This is a genomic window from Nitrospira tepida (assembly GCF_947241125.1).
GTDB lineage: Bacteria > Nitrospirota > Nitrospiria > Nitrospirales > Nitrospiraceae > Nitrospira_G > Nitrospira_G tepida.
Genome location: NZ_OX365700.1, coordinates 2,211,316 through 2,230,074 on the forward strand (window position 1 = coordinate 2,211,316; position 18,759 = coordinate 2,230,074).

19 protein-coding genes are annotated in these 18,759 nt (G+C 60.8%); 13 read left to right on the forward strand and 6 right to left on the reverse strand.

The annotated features are described in order from the left end of the window. Positions 1 to 9: 9 nt before the first annotated feature. The 5 genes from QWI75_RS10450 to QWI75_RS10470 form a co-directional block, all read right to left on the reverse strand. The gene (locus QWI75_RS10450) at positions 10 to 549 is read right to left on the reverse strand and encodes a hypothetical protein (protein WP_213041715.1); all 540 of its coding nucleotides are present in this window, start codon (positions 547 to 549) and stop codon (positions 10 to 12) included. Continuing rightward, the gene (locus tag QWI75_RS10455; RefSeq protein ID WP_213041714.1) at positions 546 to 965 is read right to left on the reverse strand and encodes a carboxymuconolactone decarboxylase family protein; all 420 of its coding nucleotides are present in this window, start codon (positions 963 to 965) and stop codon (positions 546 to 548) included. The genes QWI75_RS10450 and QWI75_RS10455 overlap by 4 nt, the downstream gene beginning before the upstream one ends. Positions 966 to 973: 8 nt before the next feature. Beyond that, on the reverse strand, positions 974 to 1,234 hold the full coding sequence (merF, locus tag QWI75_RS10460) for a mercury resistance system transport protein MerF (protein WP_213041713.1): 261 nt from the start codon (positions 1,232 to 1,234) through the stop codon (positions 974 to 976). Positions 1,235 to 1,578: 344 nt separating this feature from the next. Beyond that, entirely contained in the window at positions 1,579 to 2,349 is a 771-nt protein-coding gene (locus QWI75_RS10465) for an IS5 family transposase (protein ID WP_213041712.1), read from the reverse strand. A gap of 126 nt (positions 2,350 to 2,475) precedes the next feature. Beyond that, entirely contained in the window at positions 2,476 to 2,952 is a 477-nt protein-coding gene (locus QWI75_RS10470) for a heavy metal-responsive transcriptional regulator (RefSeq protein ID WP_213041711.1), read from the reverse strand. A gap of 290 nt (positions 2,953 to 3,242) precedes the next feature. Between QWI75_RS10470 and QWI75_RS10475 the strand changes: the two genes are divergently transcribed. From QWI75_RS10475 to QWI75_RS10495, 5 genes are all read left to right on the forward strand, one after another. Further along, positions 3,243 to 4,430 carry a methyltransferase domain-containing protein gene (locus tag QWI75_RS10475; protein ID WP_213041710.1) on the forward strand — a complete coding sequence of 396 codons (1,188 nt, stop codon included), beginning with the start codon at positions 3,243 to 3,245 and terminating at the stop codon, positions 4,428 to 4,430. Continuing rightward, positions 4,430 to 4,786 carry an ArsR/SmtB family transcription factor gene (locus tag QWI75_RS10480; protein ID WP_213041709.1) on the forward strand — a complete coding sequence of 119 codons (357 nt, stop codon included), beginning with the start codon at positions 4,430 to 4,432 and terminating at the stop codon, positions 4,784 to 4,786. Before QWI75_RS10475 ends, QWI75_RS10480 begins: the two co-directional genes overlap by 1 nt. Positions 4,787 to 4,835: 49 nt before the next feature. After that, positions 4,836 to 5,879: an arsenosugar biosynthesis radical SAM (seleno)protein ArsS gene (gene arsS, locus QWI75_RS10485; RefSeq protein WP_213041708.1), complete on the forward strand. Its 1,044-nt coding sequence runs from the start codon at positions 4,836 to 4,838 to the stop codon at positions 5,877 to 5,879. 13 nt (positions 5,880 to 5,892) lie between these two features. Continuing rightward, positions 5,893 to 7,026, forward strand: a complete 1,134-nt coding sequence (locus QWI75_RS10490; RefSeq protein WP_213041707.1) for an inorganic phosphate transporter — start codon at positions 5,893 to 5,895, stop codon at positions 7,024 to 7,026. A 245-nt stretch (positions 7,027 to 7,271) separates the two neighbouring features. Further along, positions 7,272 to 8,249 (forward strand): hypothetical protein, encoded by a 978-nt coding sequence (locus QWI75_RS10495; RefSeq protein WP_213041706.1) that lies wholly within the window; start codon positions 7,272 to 7,274, stop codon positions 8,247 to 8,249. Between the two features lie 503 nt (positions 8,250 to 8,752). On the opposite strand, the gene QWI75_RS10500 is transcribed toward QWI75_RS10495, so the two are convergent. Next, positions 8,753 to 10,150 carry a DUF4403 family protein gene (locus QWI75_RS10500; RefSeq protein WP_289268529.1) on the reverse strand — a complete coding sequence of 466 codons (1,398 nt, stop codon included), beginning with the start codon at positions 10,148 to 10,150 and terminating at the stop codon, positions 8,753 to 8,755. A 176-nt stretch (positions 10,151 to 10,326) separates the two neighbouring features. Between QWI75_RS10500 and recA the strand changes: the two genes are divergently transcribed. From recA to QWI75_RS10540, 8 genes are all read left to right on the forward strand, one after another. Further along, the gene (gene recA / locus QWI75_RS10505) at positions 10,327 to 11,427 is read left to right on the forward strand and encodes a recombinase RecA (protein WP_289268530.1); all 1,101 of its coding nucleotides are present in this window, start codon (positions 10,327 to 10,329) and stop codon (positions 11,425 to 11,427) included. Next, positions 11,424 to 11,981 carry a regulatory protein RecX gene (locus QWI75_RS10510; RefSeq protein WP_289268531.1) on the forward strand — a complete coding sequence of 186 codons (558 nt, stop codon included), beginning with the start codon at positions 11,424 to 11,426 and terminating at the stop codon, positions 11,979 to 11,981. The genes recA and QWI75_RS10510 overlap by 4 nt, the downstream gene beginning before the upstream one ends. Before the next feature lie 24 nt (positions 11,982 to 12,005). Beyond that, positions 12,006 to 14,636 carry an alanine--tRNA ligase gene (gene alaS, locus QWI75_RS10515; RefSeq protein ID WP_289268532.1) on the forward strand — a complete coding sequence of 877 codons (2,631 nt, stop codon included), beginning with the start codon at positions 12,006 to 12,008 and terminating at the stop codon, positions 14,634 to 14,636. Beyond that, positions 14,626 to 15,162: a Holliday junction resolvase RuvX gene (gene ruvX / locus QWI75_RS10520; RefSeq protein WP_289268533.1), complete on the forward strand. Its 537-nt coding sequence runs from the start codon at positions 14,626 to 14,628 to the stop codon at positions 15,160 to 15,162. Before alaS ends, ruvX begins: the two co-directional genes overlap by 11 nt. Positions 15,163 to 15,179: 17 nt before the next feature. After that, positions 15,180 to 16,214: an endolytic transglycosylase MltG gene (mltG, locus tag QWI75_RS10525; protein ID WP_289268534.1), complete on the forward strand. Its 1,035-nt coding sequence runs from the start codon at positions 15,180 to 15,182 to the stop codon at positions 16,212 to 16,214. A 74-nt stretch (positions 16,215 to 16,288) separates the two neighbouring features. Then, on the forward strand, positions 16,289 to 16,981 hold the full coding sequence (gene deoC, locus QWI75_RS10530; protein WP_289268535.1) for a deoxyribose-phosphate aldolase: 693 nt from the start codon (positions 16,289 to 16,291) through the stop codon (positions 16,979 to 16,981). A gap of 69 nt (positions 16,982 to 17,050) precedes the next feature. After that, the gene (locus QWI75_RS10535) at positions 17,051 to 18,211 is read left to right on the forward strand and encodes an alkaline phosphatase family protein (RefSeq protein ID WP_289268536.1); all 1,161 of its coding nucleotides are present in this window, start codon (positions 17,051 to 17,053) and stop codon (positions 18,209 to 18,211) included. A 46-nt stretch (positions 18,212 to 18,257) separates the two neighbouring features. Further along, complete coding sequence (locus QWI75_RS10540; protein WP_289268537.1) at positions 18,258 to 18,725, forward strand: RidA family protein; 468 nt, start codon at positions 18,258 to 18,260, stop codon at positions 18,723 to 18,725. Positions 18,726 to 18,759: the final 34 nt, after the last annotated feature.

Consider the following 18,759-nt stretch of genomic DNA (forward strand, 5'->3'; position numbering starts at 1 on the left):
GGTTGAAGCTCAGTACACGATCACATGATCGGCTGATACGAACAGGCCCACCATCTTTTCCAGCGGAAGGGGGGTTACTGAAGAGGCGACTCGAGCCGGATCGATCTTGTAGAGCAGCATCATGGTCTGATTGCCATAGATTTCAACGCCCAGCTTGCTCTTGAGGATCTCAAAGTACTCCCCGTAGTTATGCGGGACCTGCTCCAGGGGTACGCCCATCTGTTCGGAGACGCTCTGCCGTTCTCGCTCCGGCAGCCCCGCTCGTTCGAGCGCGGTACTGTCCGAACCGACCAGTCTGCGAAAAAAGCCAAACCCCTTGGTCACTGATGTCACCGCGCTGGCATCAACCAGAATTGTCACCTTATGGCCCGCCTTGACGGCCGCCCAAGCCACATTCGGCACGGCACAAATTTGCGCATCGTCCTCTGCCAGCGAGGTCTTCATGTGGATCAGGATGCTGGCTGCGGACGCGTGCTGCGTGCCTAGGCCGGCGATCCCTATGAGTGTCATGCACATCGCTAGTATCATGGTCACGATCTGTCGGTTCATGACCCGCCCTCCGCATTCTTGTTCTGGCTCATAGACTGGTGTTCGCAGCAGGTTGACGCATCCGAAGTCGGCCGACAACTCGTGCAGTCCTTGTATACGGCATAGGCCTTCAGTGCCCATTCCTCGCCAGGGCAGCCTTGCATGGTCATCGCGACTTCGAGGAATTCAATCAATTCGTCCAGAGTAATGCCCTTTTCGACCGCCATTTGGACGTAGGCTCGAATGCAGGGCTCACATCGGATGGCGATTGAGACGCTCATTGCCGTGAGGAGCTTGTATTTGGCGGAAACAACCCCGTCGCGGTACGCCTCCTGTCGCATGCGAAGCAGCCCGCCGGTGACCTTCGGACTGAGGCGACGCAGCTCTTGAAATAAACTTTCGGCATCTGACCTTATCTCTTTTTGTTCTTCGGTCATGAGTTTTGTCATCCTTCCGGTTTACCGTGTTCTTTTGCGGAATGATGCGAACAACAGCCGGAGACGTCATCCCGATTTCTCCGAGACAGGCTGTACAGGGCCAAGCCAAGGAAGGCGGCTAGGGCGGGGAGCAGCACATAGTCCAGGTAGCCCGTGACCGCTCCCAGGCCGAGAAGACCCAGCAGCCCGACCAGAATCGGCGTGAAACAGCAGAGTGCTGTCAACGCTGCGCCTGTTAAGCCCAAAGTCATGAGACGGTTCCGGTTCATGGAGTCATGCCTCCCTGATGTTCGCCCTTACCATCACGCCTGTCCGACGCCAGCAGCCCTTAAGCGATCGGCTGTGATCGGTTCCCGCCGGCAACAGTCCAACAACACACCGTTAACCGCGACGGCCGGGACTGCGGTGATCCCGTAGCGTCTCGCTTTGTCCCGGCATTCGTTCGTCGCGCAGCCCTCCCGTAGATCGTAGATCTGTAGGTCGCAACTGGGGCAGACTAAAGACTTGACCAGCTTGACTGTGTTATCACAAATGGGACAGCCAGCCGTGAATACCTCAACCCTTCGCTTTGTGGTCACCATCGTGGAATCTCCTTTTTTCTCTAGAACCTATCTCAAAATTGTTTGAGGAGCATCGTGATGCAGGCGAGCTGCACGAACCCGAGAAAATTGGCGGCGTAGTACTCCCAGCGAACGAGGAGTCGGCGTTTCCACTGGAGCCAGGCAAAGAACCGTTCAACGAGCCAGCGGCGTTGGTACCGGCGTAGGTGCCGCCCATCCTGGGTCTTGAGTTTGCGAGTGGATCGATGCGGCGCGATCAGGTTCACCCCGTCTTGGTGGAGGTCGGCATCGAGGCCATCGCTGTCATACGCCCGATCCCCGATGAGATGCTCGGGCTTGGCCTCGAGCATGTAGAAGTCGAAACTGAGTTGGACCAGGGTGACTTCATGATGATTCGCCGCATGCGTGCTCACGGAGAGGGGCAGTCCGTGCCGATCCACAATCGCCAGGATTTTCACGCCCTTGCCGCGCTTCGTAAGTCCAATGGCCTCGCCGCCGCCCTTGGCCGCCGCAAACGTGGCATCAATGAAACTCTCGCGTTCATCAATGGCCCCTTCGTCACGCAGCGTGTTTGCCAGCTGGGTGAGGACCTCTCGCAGGACCTCCCGTTGACACCACTGTTGGAACCGGCGATGCACGGTCTTGTAGTTGGGATAGCACTGCGGGAGCAGGTGCCATTGCGCCCCGGTGTTCAGAATCCAGAGCACCGCTTCCAGGACGGCCCGGGTTGGGATCGGTTTGCGGCCCGGGCGAGTGTCCGGGATGTGCTCTTCAGGACAATGATCCCGAATCCGCTCCCATTGATCGTCGCGCAACCGCAGCATGGGAGCACCTATACGGACGGACTGTCATGCTGTCAATAATTTTGAGATAGGTTCTAATCAGGCTTGTATGGTTCTGCCGTTGTGGCTGGACGAAACAGCCTGGCAGGTGTGGATCAATTCCTGACGTCACCTAAGCAATTCCGAAGGTCCGCTTCCCGATCCGTTCACCTCCTTTCGCGCTGTGCGTCTCTTTCCGTGCATTTCATCCTCCAGGGCCTTGAGAATTGGACACCGATCAGTTGGCTGGCCAGCCCGGCAGTCGCGAAGCAAGCTTCGTAGTGCCCTGGCCAGTGCCTGCAAGTCGCGCACTTTTGCCTCCACGTGCCTCAGCTTGGCTTCCGCCCTCCGCTGCACATCACCGCACCGGGCTTTCGATCTGACCCGAAGATCGAGGAGTTCTTCGATCTCATGGAGCGTAAAACCCAACGCCTGGGCGTTCTTGATGAAGCGGAGACGTCGCTGCGCCTCGCTGTTGTAGAGTCTATAGCCGGACGGCAGCCGCGAGGTGGGGTCGAGTAAGCTGCGTCGCTCGTAGTAGCGAATCGTTTCGATATTCACCCCAACATCCTTTGCAAGCTGCCCAATTGTGAGTTCGGTTGTCATGTGCACCTCATGTGTGACGATACACCCTGTACCATAGTACGGAGTCAAGGGGGGAGTGTGTCCGTTTGTTCGTTTCCGACCCGTAATGATCCTCTTGAACGTCCGACTCTACTCCAGCGCGTCCACAGCCGAGAGACTGGCGGCCGTGTGACTGTAAGCCAGCTTACAGAAGGTCCATGTGCTTCCCTGTATATGGACCTATCCACCTATTTATAAGGATGCGATCGCTCTCATAGGGCAAGATTGACACATAGAGGGATCTCTATATATACAGTCGCGACGAGGGGACCATGCCGATAGACGAAATCACGCAAAAAGTCAGTGACCGCTACGCGCGGGCTGCCGCCGCAGGCGAGCAGATGTGCTGTCCGACGAGTTACGACTTCGCCGACCTGAAGACGTTTATCCCAGAAGAGGTGCTCAAGATTTCCTATGGTTGCGGCACGCCCGCCGGGTTGAAGACGGTCCGCCCCGGTGAGACGGTCCTGGACATCGGCTCCGGCGGAGGAATCGACTGCTTCGAAGCCTCGCGGTTGGTCGGACCGACCGGCCGTGTGATCGGTCTCGATATGACGGACGCGATGCTGGAGATTGCGCGCCGCAATGCGCCGATTGTTGCAGCGAATCTGGGCTATGCCTCCTCGAACGTGGAGTTCCGAAAGGGCATGGCCGATGCGATGCCGGTGGACGACAACACGATCGATCTGATCATTTCCAACTGCGTCATCAACCTGGCTCCTGATAAGCGCAGGGTCTTCCGTGAGATGTTCCGCGTCACGAAACCGGGTGGGCGTTTTACGATTTCCGATATCGTGTCAGACCAAGCCGTCCCGCAATACTTGGTGCATGATGCTGAAAAATGGGGTGAGTGTCTCTCCGGCGCATTGACGCTCGCGGCCTACAGTGTCGGCATGGTGGAAGCCGGGTTTCTCGGTATCCATCTCGTCAAGTTCTCTCCCTGGCAAGTCATCGATGGGATTCACTTCTTCTCCGTAACGCTGACCGGCTACAAACTCCCACCGCATCCTGCGGGACCCGCCGTTCGCTACGCGACACTCCGCGGACCATTTAGCCTTGTGGTGGATGAACGTGGAGCCAGCTACCAGCGAGGTATTCCGCGACCGATCGGGCCGGACACGGCTCTGCTGCTGAGTCAACCCCCGCTCGCCCCGTATTTTGTGCTGTCCCATGAACCGATCGTGCTCGACCGAGCGGATGCGCGCTGGTGGGCGGTGTTGCCCTCGCAAGCCTCTTGCGTGTGGCAAGGAGACTTTGCCCTGCTCGCGGGCCCATTTCTCGAAGCTGCCGATGACGATCATCACGTCTACCGACGGGGAGAACCGCTGGAAGTCTGCTCCAAGACCCTCAAGGTATTGGCAACCGACGGGTATGCTCCGCATTTCGCCATCATCAACCGCGCCGGCCAACGCGTGAATGGCGGCGAGGTCACCTGTTCACCCGATGGAGGCTGCTGCTGATGAAGCCCGCCTCACCCGGCGACATGCTCACCGCAGACCAATGCGCCACGATTCTCAAGGCCCTGGCGGATCACACCCGGTTGCGTATACTGGAGTCGTTACTGATCGAGGAGAAGTGCGTGACGGAACTCGTCCGGCAGCTACGCTGTCCGCAACCGCACATCTCCCATCATCTCCGGATTCTCCGGGATGCCGGATTGATTGAGGGGCTTCGGGACGGCAAGCAGGTCTGTTATCGAATCCTGCCGAGGGTCCAACGCGTGCTGGCCAATCGGCAGGGACGGGCGCTCAACTTCGGATGCTGTGAGTTGCGATTCCCGGAAATGGTGTTGGCCGGCATGGGGCACACCCGCTGATGCCATGGTGGTTTTCTGAGGTGCTTCTCGCTTGCTCACGGATATAGAGATGGCGCTGACCTTGCTCGGACGACACAACCCGCTCGCCTCTTCCGCTGAACAGCTCAAGGTGCTGACAGAAACGGCCGGTTGTCCTCCGTTTGAAAGGCGACTCAATCAGGCCGACTTGTTCCCGCTCCACGCCACAGGGATCACGGTCTTTCAGATCAACGTCGGCAAGCTCTGCAACCAGACCTGCCGGCATTGTCACGTCGATGCAGGGCCGGACCGCACCGAAACGATGTCGAAGGAGACCGCCGAACTCTGTCTCGCGGCGTTGGCCAGGACCGACGTTCTAACCGTCGACATCACCGGCGGCGCACCCGAGCTCAACCCGAACTTTCGTTGGCTGGTCGAACAGGCTCGTGCGCTCGGCCGTCATGTGATGGATCGCTGCAATCTCTCCGTGTTGCTGCTTCCCTCCCAAGCAGATCTTGCCGAGTTTCTGGCTGCCCATCGCGTCGAAGTCATTGCGTCGCTTCCGGCCTATCGTGCTAGCCAGACCGATGCGCAGCGGGGAGAAGGGATCTTTGAGAAATCGATCGAGGCCCTCAAACTCTTGAATCGCCTCGGATACGGTCGACCGGACAGCGGCCTTGTTTTGAACCTCGTTTACAATCCCGTCGGCGCGTTTCTCCCTCCCAAGCAAGAGGCCATCGAAGCGCAGTTTAGAAAAGAACTCCGGAGCCGGCACGGCGTCGAGTTCAACCGTCTCTACACCATCACGAATATGCCCATCAGTCGGTTCCTGGAGTTCCTGATCGAGAGCGGCAATTATGAGGCCTACATGGATCGATTGGCCACTGCGTTCAACCCGGCCGCTGCCGCCGGCGTCATGTGCCGGTCGATGATTTCCGTGGGATGGGACGGCACCCTGTACGATTGCGACTTTAATCAGATGCTCAACCTGCCGGTCGACAAGGGAATGCCACGCCATATTCGTGACTTCGATCCGACCCGCCTGAGCGCACGCAGGATTGTGACGAGGAATCACTGCTACGCCTGCACGGCCGGTGCCGGCTCGTCTTGCGGCGGGGCGGTCACGACAGCATAGCTGGCCGACTCGTATGGAGTTATCGATCCTCACATTCGTCCTCGTGTTGTCTCTGGCTTGCGCCAACGGCGCGAACGATGTGTCCAAAGCAATTGCCACCCTCGTTGGCAGCGGGGTGACCAACTACCGGACCGCGATCCTCTGGGGAACGCTCTGGACAATGATCGGCGCTGGGCTCTCGGGATTGGTCGCCACCGCGATGGTGAAGACCTTCAGCCAAGGACTGCTGGCGCCAGACGCTCCCGCATCGCCGCCCATCGCCGCCGCCGTGCTCATTGGCGCGGTCCTGTGGGTACTGGCCGCATCCTGGAGCGGCCTCCCTGTATCCACCACCCATGCGTTAACCGGCGCGATCGTCGGGGTAGGCCTCGTCGCATTTGGAAGTGAGGGGCTTCTGTGGAAGGGAATTGGAAGGAAGATTGTCTTGCCGCTCATCCTCAGTCCCGTGCTGGCCCTGATGGTCTCTGTCATTGTGCATCGTCTTGTCCGCACGCTCGCGGCTCGATGGGAAGGAGCCTGTGTTTGTGTGATGCCGACCGCCAGGGCGCTGGTCATGATCGATGCGCAGGGAGCCACACGTACTTTGTTTCAGACCGCGGCTCTGGGGCGACCGGTGGTGGCCGTTCCGGTTCAGTGCGACCGGGCGGGACTGAGCGGGCTCGTTGTTGGGTTGGACAGTATCCATTGGTGCTCAAGCGGATTGGCTTCGCTGGCTCGTGGAACGAACGACGCCCCCAAGATTGCGGCGATATTGCTGCTCGGAAGCGCTGTCGCGACTTGGCCCAGCGCGGCCTATCAAGGTGTGGCACTCATCGGCGTGGCGATGGCGATGGGCGTCGGGAGCTACCTGGCAGGACTCCGTGTCACCCAAGTCCTTGCGGAGAAGGTCACACGGATGGATCACGGTGAGGGATTATCTGCGAATCTCACGACCTCCTCGCTGGTGATGGTCTCCGCCGTGATGGGGTTGCCGGTCTCGACGACCCACGTCAGCAGTTCGGCGATCATTGGCATTGGATTGTTGAAAGGCGTCAGTGCCGTTCGATGGTCCACGGTGCGTGACATGGTCCTGGCGTGGGTCGTCACGCTTCCTGCTTCCGGACTTCTTTCCGCACTCGCCTATCATCTGCTCACCAGGCTTGTGTAAGCGATCTCACAGTTTGGTCACGGTGTCGCGTGGTAGAGACTCGCGGGGTGGGGTTTTGAAGCAGTCGAATCATGGACTGATCAACATGACTCAATGTCATAGGCGAGGATTGAATGAAGCAACAGCCTTATGTGTGCAGAACTCTGCACAGCCGGACACCACAGGAACTAGTCCTCCGGACATGCTTTTCCGAAGTGGCATGTATCCTCGGGATCATCCTTTGTTTCGAGCTCACGGGAGGAGGGGTGTCACATGCGCTGGATTGGGTGCCCACCGATCAAGAGATGCAAAAGTACCGGAAAAGCTGGAATCCGCTGTCGAACGGGCCGATTTTTATTAGTGGGGTTGACATCCACCCGAAGGGACAGTTCACCTTCCATCCGTTCTTATTTTCTCAGATTAGTGAGAAACAATTCGGAAACGATCTGACTACCAAGAGCACTTCCTCCCCTGTCCACTCGTATCAGATAGCACCAGTCGTCACGATGGCCTATGGCCTGACGAGCCACTTCGAGCTCAATGTCGGTCTCTCGGGCTCATTCTGGTGGGCGAATTCCAGCGCGCAGTTTAATCAGGGAAAGGGGGGGCCGTGGACTACGGATTCCGGCCTGGGCGATACACAGGTGTACTTGAAATACCGGCCGATTATTCAAGATCCGGATGGATGGCGTCCTTCCATCACAACGTTCAACATGATTGTGTTACCGACCAGTCGTTGGGTGACGGGGAGTGAAAGCCCTCCAGGCGGCTTTGCGCCGCTGGGGCGACTTCCAGCCTCTCGATTCGGGTCGTTGACCTGGACGGAAGGGGTGATGTTTCGGAAGAACCTGCAACCGTTTCGCGTGAGCGGCGGTGTGTTCTATTCGTACCATCTTCCCGGCAGCGATGCGGGGGAGACGACCTATCCAGCCGATATCATCAACACGCGCCTGATTGTTGAACACATCTTCAACGACAAGCGGGGTTTGGGGTACAACCTGGAGTTCGTGGGCTTCCATGGCCTTCCTTGGCGGGCCGATGGCAAGGATATCAATGTCGGAGGGCGTCATGGGTTCAACTCCCTCGGGGTTCAACCGACGATCCAGTATCGGCTCGGAGAACATTGGGTAGGGGCAGTCGGCTGCTTATTCACGGTTGCAGGTCAGAACACCCTTGGCGCGATCTATCCAAATTTCTCGATTTACTATTATTGGAGCCAGACCGGAAAAGTGATCATGCGCTGAGGATCTGTCCCTACTGGAGACAAGCAGTCTGCTAATTTGAACAGTTCCTTTGGTTGCGACTTCCTCAATATGTTCACCAGATGTTCACCAGGAGGCCGGAACTGGTCGGTTTGGGCGGGAAGAGATCGGATGTCGGAAAACGAGAAAGTGCGCTGGACGCTGCGATTCTCTTGGAGTTTGTGGAGTTTTGCGTGTGAAAGGGAGAAACGAGACGCGGTTTATGAGTCCGCTGCTCTACCAACTGAGCTACACCGCCACGCAAGCACTGGAAGGGAATCGAAACAGAATTCGAACAAGCGAAACACAACTATAGCATGTCGCCGCTGCGTCGGACAATCAGGGTTCTTGCTCGCAGCGGTTCAGATCGGGTAATGCGACGGGTCCGTCACATGCGCATGGTAGTCGTTCCCAAGGCAGCGAGTTTCAGATCTGTCAGTCGATCGTCCAGGATTGCGCTGCTGCGAACTTTTTCGCTGTGATCTCAGGCTTCCTCGGGAAGACGGTTAGCGGAGAAACTGCCGGCTTCGCACATGGTAATGTAATTCACCCTCGGCGATGAAGCGACCAAGGACCAGCGTGGGCTTCATGGTCAGGCTGACGAGACGCAATATGGATATTCGGCCTTGGAGCCTCCCGCCATCCACATCGCGGTTGAGGCCGGCTTCTAATTGCTGCCGTGCCTCCTCCAGTTTATCCGCCAGGGGAAGGGTCGCGCTTTGCTCCAGCCAACGGCGGAACTCTTCATGCAACAGTGATTCCGCGAAATCGGTCAGCATGGAGCGATTCTTGATCTGGTAATCGAAATGAGTGAAACGGACGGTTTGGGTCTCCGGCTCGTATCGTGGCTCGCCTTGCATCAGGAGCGTGATCGGCGCAAGGCCGGCCAGGTCCAGGGTCATCTCAAGCGCGGCCTTGTCACCCGCCGGATGGAAATGCACCTGTCGAATGGTGATCGTGCCAGGCTCCGTTCCATAGGTTTGTCCCACGAGCCGTTGAGCCAGTTGTTGGTTGGCCTCTTCGTATGGAAGCGGGACGTCGAGTGAGACATGGAATCCATCCGGGGGAGGCGTGGTCTTAAGGAGTGGAAGCGGGACTGCGGTGGAAGTCGCGACCTGCCCGTTCGTTAAGCGGGGAAGCACCATGAATCCGATCGCCGCCTTCAACAGGCTGTCCTGTCCTTCAATGGACCCGGCTCTGGTTTCTCGTGGGTCGAGGAGCAGCGTCTGATGTTGCCGCTCATCGACCGCCACGGGCCGTTGCAGGGAGGTCCAGGCCCTCTGGACCGGTTCCTTGAATTGGAATTGGCGTTGAATATGCGTGTTGAGGATCGGAAGCGCCTGCTGGAGGTCGGCGCGCAGGAGATAGGCGACCGTGGGAGTCAGGTCCGCCCGGTCCAGTTCGCGAAGGCAGGCTCCAACGGCCTGCACGGAGGTCACCTTGCTGGAGGCCTGCACATTGTATTGCGGTCCCAATGATAGGACGGACGTAATACGCGCGACGACCCTGCCTGGCGCTCGGCCCGCCGCACGGCGTCCGCAGGAAGCGACGGTCTTGCTTTCCGGTGATGTGGCGGTATCGGCCGTGAAGGTGATCGTCAGGCTGAAGTCGACGTGGTTTCCTCTGACGGTCCATTCCGCCCGTTCCCGCTTCCACGCATATTTGATAAAGCCGGCTCCTTGGGCCAGAGCCGTCCAGCGGTCGCCGGTCCGTTGGCGCCACGCCGCGTCCAACTCATCCAATGCCGGTTTGAGGAGGGCCAGCGGGGCAGCGGCATGCACCATGATCGCCGACGGTCCTGTCTGCTGTGAATCAGACGAGGCCGGACCAGGCTGTTTGGCATGGACGCCGGCCGTCCACAGAAGCAGGGCGAAGACGAACGGGAGGAACCGAGTTGTCCGCATTGGGGAAACACCTGAGCGCATGTCCGCACGGACCGAGGAGCGACGGCCACACTGTACCATGTTCCGCCCGCGTCCGCATGAGGAGACGTGGAGCATCCCTCCGGCACCGGCGCTAGGTTTTTCCCGACCGTGTCGGGTATAATTCCACGATTTTGATCCCAACGAAGGAGCCTGGAATGGCCGAAAAGGACGACAAGAAACGCGCGCTGGATCTGGCCCTGTCTCAAATCGAAAAACAGTACGGCAAGGGAGCGGTGATGAAGCTCGGCACCGCGGAGGTGGTCGTCGACGCCCCGGTCGTGTCCTCCGGCTCGCTGTCGTTGGATATTGCGTTGGGGATCGGTGGCTTGCCCCGAGGCCGGGTCATCGAGATCTTCGGCCCTGAATCCTCGGGCAAAACGACCCTGTCGCTGCATGTGATCGCCGAAGCGCAGAAAGCCGGCGGCATCGCCGCGTTTATCGACGCCGAGCATGCGCTGGATCTCGGCTACGCGCGCAAATTGGGAGTCAACACGGACGATCTGCTGGTTTCGCAGCCCGATACCGGGGAGCAGGCGCTGGAAATTGCGGAAACGTTGGTCCGCAGCGGGGCCGTGGATCTGCTGGTGATCGACTCCGTGGCGGCCCTGGTGCCGCGCGCGGAAATCGAAGGGGAAATGGGTGACGCCCACATGGGCTTGCAGGCGCGGCTGATGTCGCAGGCCCTGCGGAAATTGACCGCGGCGATCTCCAAATCCCAGACGATGGTCATTTTCATCAACCAGATTCGTATGAAGCTGGGAGTGATGTTCGGCAATCCGGAGACGACCACCGGCGGGAACGCCCTCAAATTCTATTCCTCCGTTCGGCTCGACATCCGAAGGATTGAATCGATCAAGGAAGGCACCGACGTGACCGGCAGCCGCGTCCGGGTCAAGGTGGTGAAGAACAAGATGGCGCCCCCGTTCAAACAGGCGGAATTCGACATCATGTTTGCGGAAGGCATCTCGAAAATGGGCGAACTGGTCGATCTCGGCGTCGAGAAGCGGGTTTTGGAGAAGTCCGGCGCCTGGTATTCCTATAAGGGCGAGCGGTTGGGCCAGGGAAGGGAGCAGGTCCGGGATTTCCTAAAGAACAATCCGGCCATCGCCCGCGATATCGAGCATCGAATTCGAGAATCCTCGGGAGTCGGAGCCAAGGCGTCCGACAAGCGGTCCGACAAGGACGACAAACACGAGAAGAAGGCCGACGCGAAGGGCGAGGAGAAAGAGAGGCGGTCGCACGCGGTGCGGGGGTGACGCTCGTCCGGCATTGCGCGATCTGGCAGCGCCACAGTGGCCGTGATGCCATGAAGGACTCGTCCTCCCGGCGGCGCGTGATCTCCCCCCGGCGGGACCCCATTCAACTGGCATTCAAGTATCTGTCACTGCGTGATCGGACTGCCGCGCAACTTACTCGCTATCTGCAACGGCAGCGAGTGCCGAAGAAAATCGTTCGGGAGGCCGTCGCACGTTGCATCGAGCTCGGCTATCTGAATGATCGTTCCTTCGCCTTTCGATGGGCCGAGTCTCGGGTGCAGCGGCGCCCCATGGCCAAGCCAGCCCTCGAAGCCGAATTGTTGGCCAAGGGCTTTGATGAACCCTTGGTCGCCGAGACGCTGGCGCGTTTGTATGGGCGCGATACCGAACGGAGATTCGCGGGAGAGATCATTAGGCAACAGCAAAAAGGGGGACGGGCCGTCTCGCCGGCCAGGCTTGCCTCACTCCTGCGGCAACGCGGGTTTGGCGAAGAGGTGATCGCAGAAGCGATCGGGATGGAACATCGCGACGACGGGGATGCCCACGGCGAGTAGCCGGACTTACGGAAGGATGGTTTCATGAATCACACGACAGAAGCCCTCCGCCAGGCGTTTCTCCGCTATTTTGAGCGGCAGGGCCATCAGGCGGTGGCCAGCTCGCCCCTGATTCCTCAGGCGGACCCGACCCTGTTGTTTACGAACGCCGGGATGAACCAATTCAAGCGGGTGTTCCTCGGCGAGGAGAGCCGGGCCTACAAGCGGGCCGTCACGGTGCAGAAGTGCGTGCGGGCCGGAGGAAAGCACAACGATCTGGAGAACGTCGGCTACACGGCGCGGCACCATACCTTTTTCGAGATGCTCGGCAACTTCTCGTTCGGGGACTACTTCAAGGCCGAGGCCATTGAGTTCGGATGGGAGTTCCTGACCAAGGAGGTCGGGTTGGCCAAGGATCGCCTCTGGGTCACGGTCTATAAGGATGACGACGACGCGGCAAGCCTATGGAAAAGGATCGGCATGCCGGACCAACGCATCATGCGGTTCGGCGAGAAGGATAATTTCTGGCAGATGGGGGACACGGGTCCCTGCGGCCCCTGCTCCGAGATTCACTTCGACCAGGGAACGGCGGTGCCGGGTGACGACCGGCCGAACGGCGACGGCGATCGCGTGATCGAGATCTGGAACCTCGTGTTCATGCAGTTCAACCAAAACGACAGGGGCGAACGGCAGCCGCTTCCCAGGCCGAGCATCGATACGGGCATGGGACTGGAACGCCTGGCCGCGGTCGTCCAGGGGAAACACAGCAACTACGACGGCGATGTCTTTGCGCCGATTCTTCACGCCATCGGGACCAGGACCGGGCAACGGTACGGCGCGAACCTTTCGAGTGATCGGTCCATGCGCGTGATCGCGGACCATCTGCGGGCCATCGCGTTTCTGGTGGCCGACGGCATTCTGCCGTCGAACGAAGGGCGCGGGTATGTGTTGCGCCGGATTCTCCGGCGCGCGGCGCGCCACGGTCGCCTGCTGGGCGTCTCGGAACCGTTCCTGTACGACCTGACCGGCTCGGTGGCGCTCTCCATGGGATCGTTCTATCCGGAGCTGCGCGCCGCGGCTGATACGATCACGGAGGTGACGCAAGGGGAAGAAGAGCGGTTCATCGCCACATTGGACCAGGGTCTGCCCATCCTCAACGACATGGTGGCGAAGGCCAAAGCCGCCGGCCAGCCGGTGCTGGCCGGTCCGGAGGTCTTCAAACTTTATGATACCTACGGCTTTCCGATGGATTTGATCGCGGAAGCCTGTCGCGAGCAGGGCCTGGCCGTCGATCAAGAGGGGTTCGACCGGGCCATTGATGAACAGAGGGCGAGGGCGCGGAAATCCGCCTCGTTCGAGTCGGAGGCCGTGAGCCCGATGTTGGCGGAGCTGTCGGCACGGGTGCCGGCCACGCAATTCGTCGGGTACGAACGGTTGCAGAGCGAAAGCGTGCTCCAGGCCATCTTGAAGGGCGACCGGCTTGTCAAGGAAGCAACGGCCGGTGACGAGATCGAGTGCGTCCTAGATGTCACGCCCTTTTATGCGGAAGGCGGCGGGCAGGTCGGGGATCAAGGGGTGCTGGTGGGGCCGGAAGGCCGGATTGAGATCACGGAAACCGTCAAGCCGCTTCCCACGATGTTTGTGCACAAGGGGAGGGTCCAGAGCGGTCTTGTGCGCGAAGGGGATCGGCTCCAGGCCCAGGTGCGGGCCAACACGAGACAGGACGCGGCTCGCAACCATACGGCGACGCACCTCGTGCATGCCGCCCTCCGCGATCTTCTGGGCCCGCATGTCAAACAATATGGATCGCTGGTCGCGCCGAATCGGCTGCGATTCGACTTCGCGCATTTCAAGGCGCTGTCCGGCAGGGATATCGACGAAGTGGAAGCGATCGTCAACGACCAGATCCGCCGCAATGAGCAGGTGCGGACGCAGGTGATGGGCATTCAGGATGCGGTCGCGGCCGGCGCGCTGGCCTTCTTCGGGGATAAGTACGGGGAACAGGTGCGGGTCGTGACCATCGAAGAGTTCAGCAAGGAACTCTGCGGCGGCACCCATTGCCGTCACACCGGCGAGATCGGTCTCTTCCGCATCCTGTCCGAGACCGGAGTGGCCGCCGGGGTGCGCCGGATCGAAGCGCAGACGGGGGTAGGCGCGCTGTCCGCGCTCAAGCGGTTGGAGGCGGATGTTCGGGAGCTGTCGGAGATCCTGAAGGTCGCGCCGTCCGACCTTGTCGGCCGGACCAGGAAACTGGCGGCGCAGTTGAAGGAAAAGGAGCGGGAACTGGAGGAGTTGAAGCTCAAGCTCGCCAGCGGGGCCTCGACCGACGCCCAGGTCCGCACAATCGGCTCGGTGCAGGTGCATGTGCAGCGGACCGACGGCATGGACATGAACGGCATGCGCGCGCTGGCCGACCGGGTCCGTGATAAGCTCAAATCAGGAGTCGTGGCGCTCGGCGGCGTGAGCGACGACAAAGTCTCGCTGCTGGTCGCCGTGACCAAGGACCTGACCGCGTCCATCAAGGCCGGCGAGCTGATCAAGTCCATGGCGGTCGAAGTCGGAGGGACCGGAGGAGGACGGCCGGAACTGGCTCAGGCCGGAGGGAAGCAACCGGAAGGGTTGCCTCGCGCCCTCGAAAAGGTCTTTCCGCTGGTGGAGCAGGCACTTGGACAGTAAGCTGATGGGCAAGCGAATCCTCGCGCTGGATTACGGGACCAAGCGGATCGGGGTGGCGCTCAGCGATGAACTCGGCTGGACGGCGCAACCGTTGGAAACCTATCGGCGGAGAACGCTGGAAGCCGATCTCGCCCATATTGCGACGCTCGTGCGTGAACATGAGGCGGGGAAGGTCGTGCTCGGGTTGCCGATTCGCACCACTGGAGAGTTGGGGCCGGAAGCCGCGGTGGTCGAGGACTTTCGCCGGCTCCTGCAGCCGGTGCTGTCCGTCCCGATCGTGACTTGGGATGAGCGCCATACGACGCAGAGCGCGGAGGAGTTGTTGATCGAGGCGGACCTCAGCCGCGCCAAGCGCAGGCAGGTCGTGGATCGCGTCGCGGCGGCGATCCTGCTGCAAAGCTATCTGGCCGGCCAGACAAGCAGGGCCGCTCACGCGGATTCCTCCACGACACCAGACGCACCCTCGGCCGAAGACTGGCCGACCGACGATAGCGGTTCGCGGAACGGGGGAGCGCCGAGCGGATAAGCGAAACCGACCCGACGATGTACGGACGATTGATCCTGCTGATCATCCTTGTTGCCTTCCTGGTGGCGGGTGTCATCGGCTATCAGATGACCAGATGGGCCGACTCTCCCGTCGCGACCGATCCCCGCCAAGCTCAGCCGAAGATCGTGACGATTCCGGAGGGAGCGACGTTCCAACAGATCGCGGCACAACTCGAACGGGAGCGGCTCATCAAGAGCCGCTCCCGTTTTGTGTTGCTGGGGCGCTCCCACTCGGCCGACCGGCGGATCATCTCGGGGGAGTACGAATTGAATCCGGGGATGAAGCCGCAGGAGATTCTCGACAAATTGGTCGCCGGCCAGGTGGTCTTACATCCGATTACGGTGCCGGAGGGCTACTCGATCGCTCAAATCGCGGATGTCCTCGACATCGATAAGCTGGTCGATGCGCGGGAATTCCGGCGGCTCTGCACGGACCGCGAGTTTATCCGGTCGCTTGAGATCGATGCCGCCAGCCTGGAAGGGTATTTGTTTCCGGACACTTATCATGTCGCCAGGGGAACCAAAGCCAAGGACCTGATCCACGTGATGGTCTCGAAATTGTGGCAGGTCTTCACTCCGGCCTGGAGGCTGCGCGCGGCCGACATGCGGATGACGATGCACCAAGTCCTGACGCTTGCGTCCGTGATCGAAAAGGAAACCAGCGTGGGGGAGGAACGCGAGCTGATCTCCGCGGTCTTTCACAATCGGTTGCGGCGCAAGATTCCGCTACAAAGCGATCCCACGGTCATCTACGGATTGGAGCAGTTCGACGGAAACCTGCGCAAGCGGGACCTGTCCGACCATAGTCCGTACAACACCTACCGGGTGCGCGGACTCCCGCCCGGCCCCATCGCCAGTCCCGGGGCCCAGTCGATCCGAGCCGCCTTGTATCCGGCCAATGCAGCCTACCTGTATTTCGTGTCGCGGAACGACGGCACCCACTATTTCTCCTCGACGTTGGACGAGCATAACCACGCCGTGGAGAAATTCCAGAAGCGGCCGTTCCGGCGGATGGCGGGCGCCCGCTTGTAGAGCGGGCCCGGGGTCACGACGCCAGGTTCCTGTTGGGTGCAAGCACAGATGACCATCAAGGGAGAGGGCGGATCATGACAGTCATAGATCGGTTGCCCGGCTTGATCGACCATACGATTCTTCGCCCGGAGGCCACGCGGGCCGATGTCCTGCGGCTCTGCGAGGAGGCGCAGCGGCTCGGCTTCACCGTCATCTTCGTGCCTCCCTGCTACATTGAAGAGGTCGTGGCGGCGGTGCGCGGCATGAACATCCGTGTCGGCATGCCCGTCGGCTTTCCGCTTGGCGGCCAGACCACCGGCGCCAAGGTGGCCGAAGCGCGCGAAGGAGTGGCGTTGGGCGCCACCGTATTGGACATGGTCTTGAACGTGAGCCGGCTCAAGTCCGGGGATCTCGATTATGTCAGACGGGACATGACCGCAGTCGTGCGCGCAACCCCAGGCGTAGAACATAAGGTCATCCTCGAAACCTGCCTGTTGGCCCAAGAGGAGAAACGGACGGCCTGCCGGCTCGCGGTGGAAGCCGGCATGGACTATGTGAAGACGTCCACCGGCTTTGCGGCAGGCGGCGCGACAGTGGAGGATGTCCGGTTGATGAAGGATGCCGTGGCCGGCCGGGCCAGGATCAAGGCGTCGGGCGGCATTCGCGACCTTGCGACCACCCTGGCCCTGCTTGATGCGGGCGCTGATCGGATCGGCACCAGCGCTGGCATTAAGATTCTTGAAGAGGCCGCTGAGCGGCGAGGGGTAGCAGGCCGCGTGGCAGGATGACGCCGGTCCCGCCGTCTTTTCGGCCCTGGTGGCTTCTGTTATAGTGCGCGCGTGATTCAACGGATTATTGTGCTTTTCGTCAACGGCCTGGGGGGCGGCGCCCTTTCCGAGTCCGATCAAGCAGAGAAAGGACAGGCCAAGGGGAGGGGACTAGGGTCGGTTCTCGAGGCCGCTCCGGATGTGGCCCTTCCGACGCTGGAGGCGCTGGGCCTTGGCCATGTGGCGGGACCATCCCGTCTGCGGCGCATGGACCAGCCGGAGGGCTGCTTCGGGCGCATGGTTCGGTCGAGTCCGGGATCGGATCCCCTCACGAGCCTGTGGGAACTCTCCGGTCTGGCGCCGCCGCATCCGTTCCCTTCTTATCGGGATACGCTCCCGGCATCGCTCAGGGAATTGGTCGAGCGGACGGCCAAAGCGTCCGTTCGTCCGGTCGCCTTTCCTGACCTCCGCACCCTGCTGGGACACACGGCCGCAGAGGCGCTCGCGCACAGGCACCTGCTGATCTGGGGAGATCAGGGCGCGGCCTGCCATATCGCGGCGCATGATACCCTGTGCCCTCCGCCGGAATTGTTCCGCATCTGTCGAGATGTGAGAAAGGCTGCGCAGGGCTTGTGTCCGCTTGCACGAGTGGTGGCTCGGCCGATCGGCGGGCCGCCCGGAGCCTTCCACTGGCTGGATCAGGCGCGGGAAAGTTGCCTGGCCCCGCCGGGAACATCGCTGTTTGAAGCGCTCGTGGACGTCGAACAATTGGTGACGGGGATCGGCAAGGTCGGGGATCTGGTCAACGGGACCGGTTTCACCAGATTGATTTCCGTCAGGAAGACAGCCGCCGTCTGGAGCGAGTTGATGAAGACCCTGACCACCACGCCGCGAGGGCTGATCGTCGCCGGCCTGTTCGATGACGTAGAATGGGGAGGCGCCGCATCGTTCGCCTCCAACTGGGCCCAGGCGTTGGGAAAGCTCGATGTGAGCCTGTTGGAGCTTCAGGCCAAGCTCAAGCCCGGCGATCTGGTGTGTCTGACCGCCGACCACGCGCGGGATGTGCTGGGAGGAGGAGAGGCGACCGGCGACCCTGTGCCGTTGTTGATGTTCGGCCCGCGCGTCGCCAAGGGGGTGAATCTGGGCACGCTTCGGACCTTCGCGGATCTGGGGCAAACGATTGCGGAAGCGTTCGGCGCATCGCGCCTGCCGTCGGGCGACAGTTACCTGGCCGCATTGCGGGGCGGATGAGGGAGCGGCGGCCGGTGACCGCCGTCATGGAGAAGAGGTCGGAGCCATGTCCTGCGAGGAACGTCTGAGAGAGATGGGGGTGGAACTGCCGACCGCCCCCAAGCCGGTCGCCAACTATGTGCCGGCCGTCAGATCGGGCCGGTTGTTGTTCCTGAGCGGCGTGCTCCCGATGAAAAACGGCCGGCTGTCCTATACGGGAAAGTTAGGCCGAGACTTGACGGTCGAACAGGGGGTGGAGGCGGCGCGGCTGGCATTGCTCAATGCGCTGGCCATTCTCAAGAGCGAACTCGGCGACTTGGACCGAATCGGTCAGGTCGTGCGCATGACCGGTCATGTCGCCTCGGCCGAAGGATTCGTCCAACAGCCGGCCGTCGTCAACGGCGCCTCGGACTTGCTGGTGGCGGCGTTCGGCGAGGCGGGCCGCCATGCCAGAGTGGCAGTCGGCGCCGCAGAGTTGCCCCTCAATGCGCCGGTTGAGCTGGAGTTGATCGTCGAAATTTCGACGGATACGTAAACCACCCGCCCCATTCCCGCTGCCTTGACACTCA

Excerpts from the sequence above, each read along its gene's own strand:
- merF (WP_213041713.1), bottom strand. The coding sequence starts at position 1,234 with ATGAACCGGAACCGTCTCATGACTTTGGGCTTAACAGGCGCAGCGTTG.
- arsS (WP_213041708.1), top strand. The coding sequence starts at position 4,836 with ATGGCGCTGACCTTGCTCGGACGACACAACCCGCTCGCCTCTTCCGCT.
- recA (WP_289268530.1), top strand. The coding sequence starts at position 10,327 with ATGGCCGAAAAGGACGACAAGAAACGCGCGCTGGATCTGGCCCTGTCT.
- deoC (WP_289268535.1), top strand. The coding sequence starts at position 16,289 with ATGACAGTCATAGATCGGTTGCCCGGCTTGATCGACCATACGATTCTT.
- QWI75_RS10500 (WP_289268529.1), bottom strand. The coding sequence starts at position 10,150 with ATGCGGACAACTCGGTTCCTCCCGTTCGTCTTCGCCCTGCTTCTGTGG.
- alaS (WP_289268532.1), top strand. The coding sequence starts at position 12,006 with ATGAATCACACGACAGAAGCCCTCCGCCAGGCGTTTCTCCGCTATTTT.
- QWI75_RS10475 (WP_213041710.1), top strand. The coding sequence starts at position 3,243 with ATGCCGATAGACGAAATCACGCAAAAAGTCAGTGACCGCTACGCGCGG.
- QWI75_RS10450 (WP_213041715.1), bottom strand. The coding sequence starts at position 549 with ATGAACCGACAGATCGTGACCATGATACTAGCGATGTGCATGACACTC.
- QWI75_RS10480 (WP_213041709.1), top strand. The coding sequence starts at position 4,430 with ATGAAGCCCGCCTCACCCGGCGACATGCTCACCGCAGACCAATGCGCC.
- mltG (WP_289268534.1), top strand. The coding sequence starts at position 15,180 with ATGTACGGACGATTGATCCTGCTGATCATCCTTGTTGCCTTCCTGGTG.
- QWI75_RS10540 (WP_289268537.1), top strand. The coding sequence starts at position 18,258 with ATGTCCTGCGAGGAACGTCTGAGAGAGATGGGGGTGGAACTGCCGACC.
- QWI75_RS10455 (WP_213041714.1), bottom strand. The coding sequence starts at position 965 with ATGACCGAAGAACAAAAAGAGATAAGGTCAGATGCCGAAAGTTTATTT.
- QWI75_RS10465 (WP_213041712.1), bottom strand. The coding sequence starts at position 2,349 with ATGCTGCGGTTGCGCGACGATCAATGGGAGCGGATTCGGGATCATTGT.
- QWI75_RS10490 (WP_213041707.1), top strand. The coding sequence starts at position 5,893 with ATGGAGTTATCGATCCTCACATTCGTCCTCGTGTTGTCTCTGGCTTGC.
- QWI75_RS10470 (WP_213041711.1), bottom strand. The coding sequence starts at position 2,952 with ATGACAACCGAACTCACAATTGGGCAGCTTGCAAAGGATGTTGGGGTG.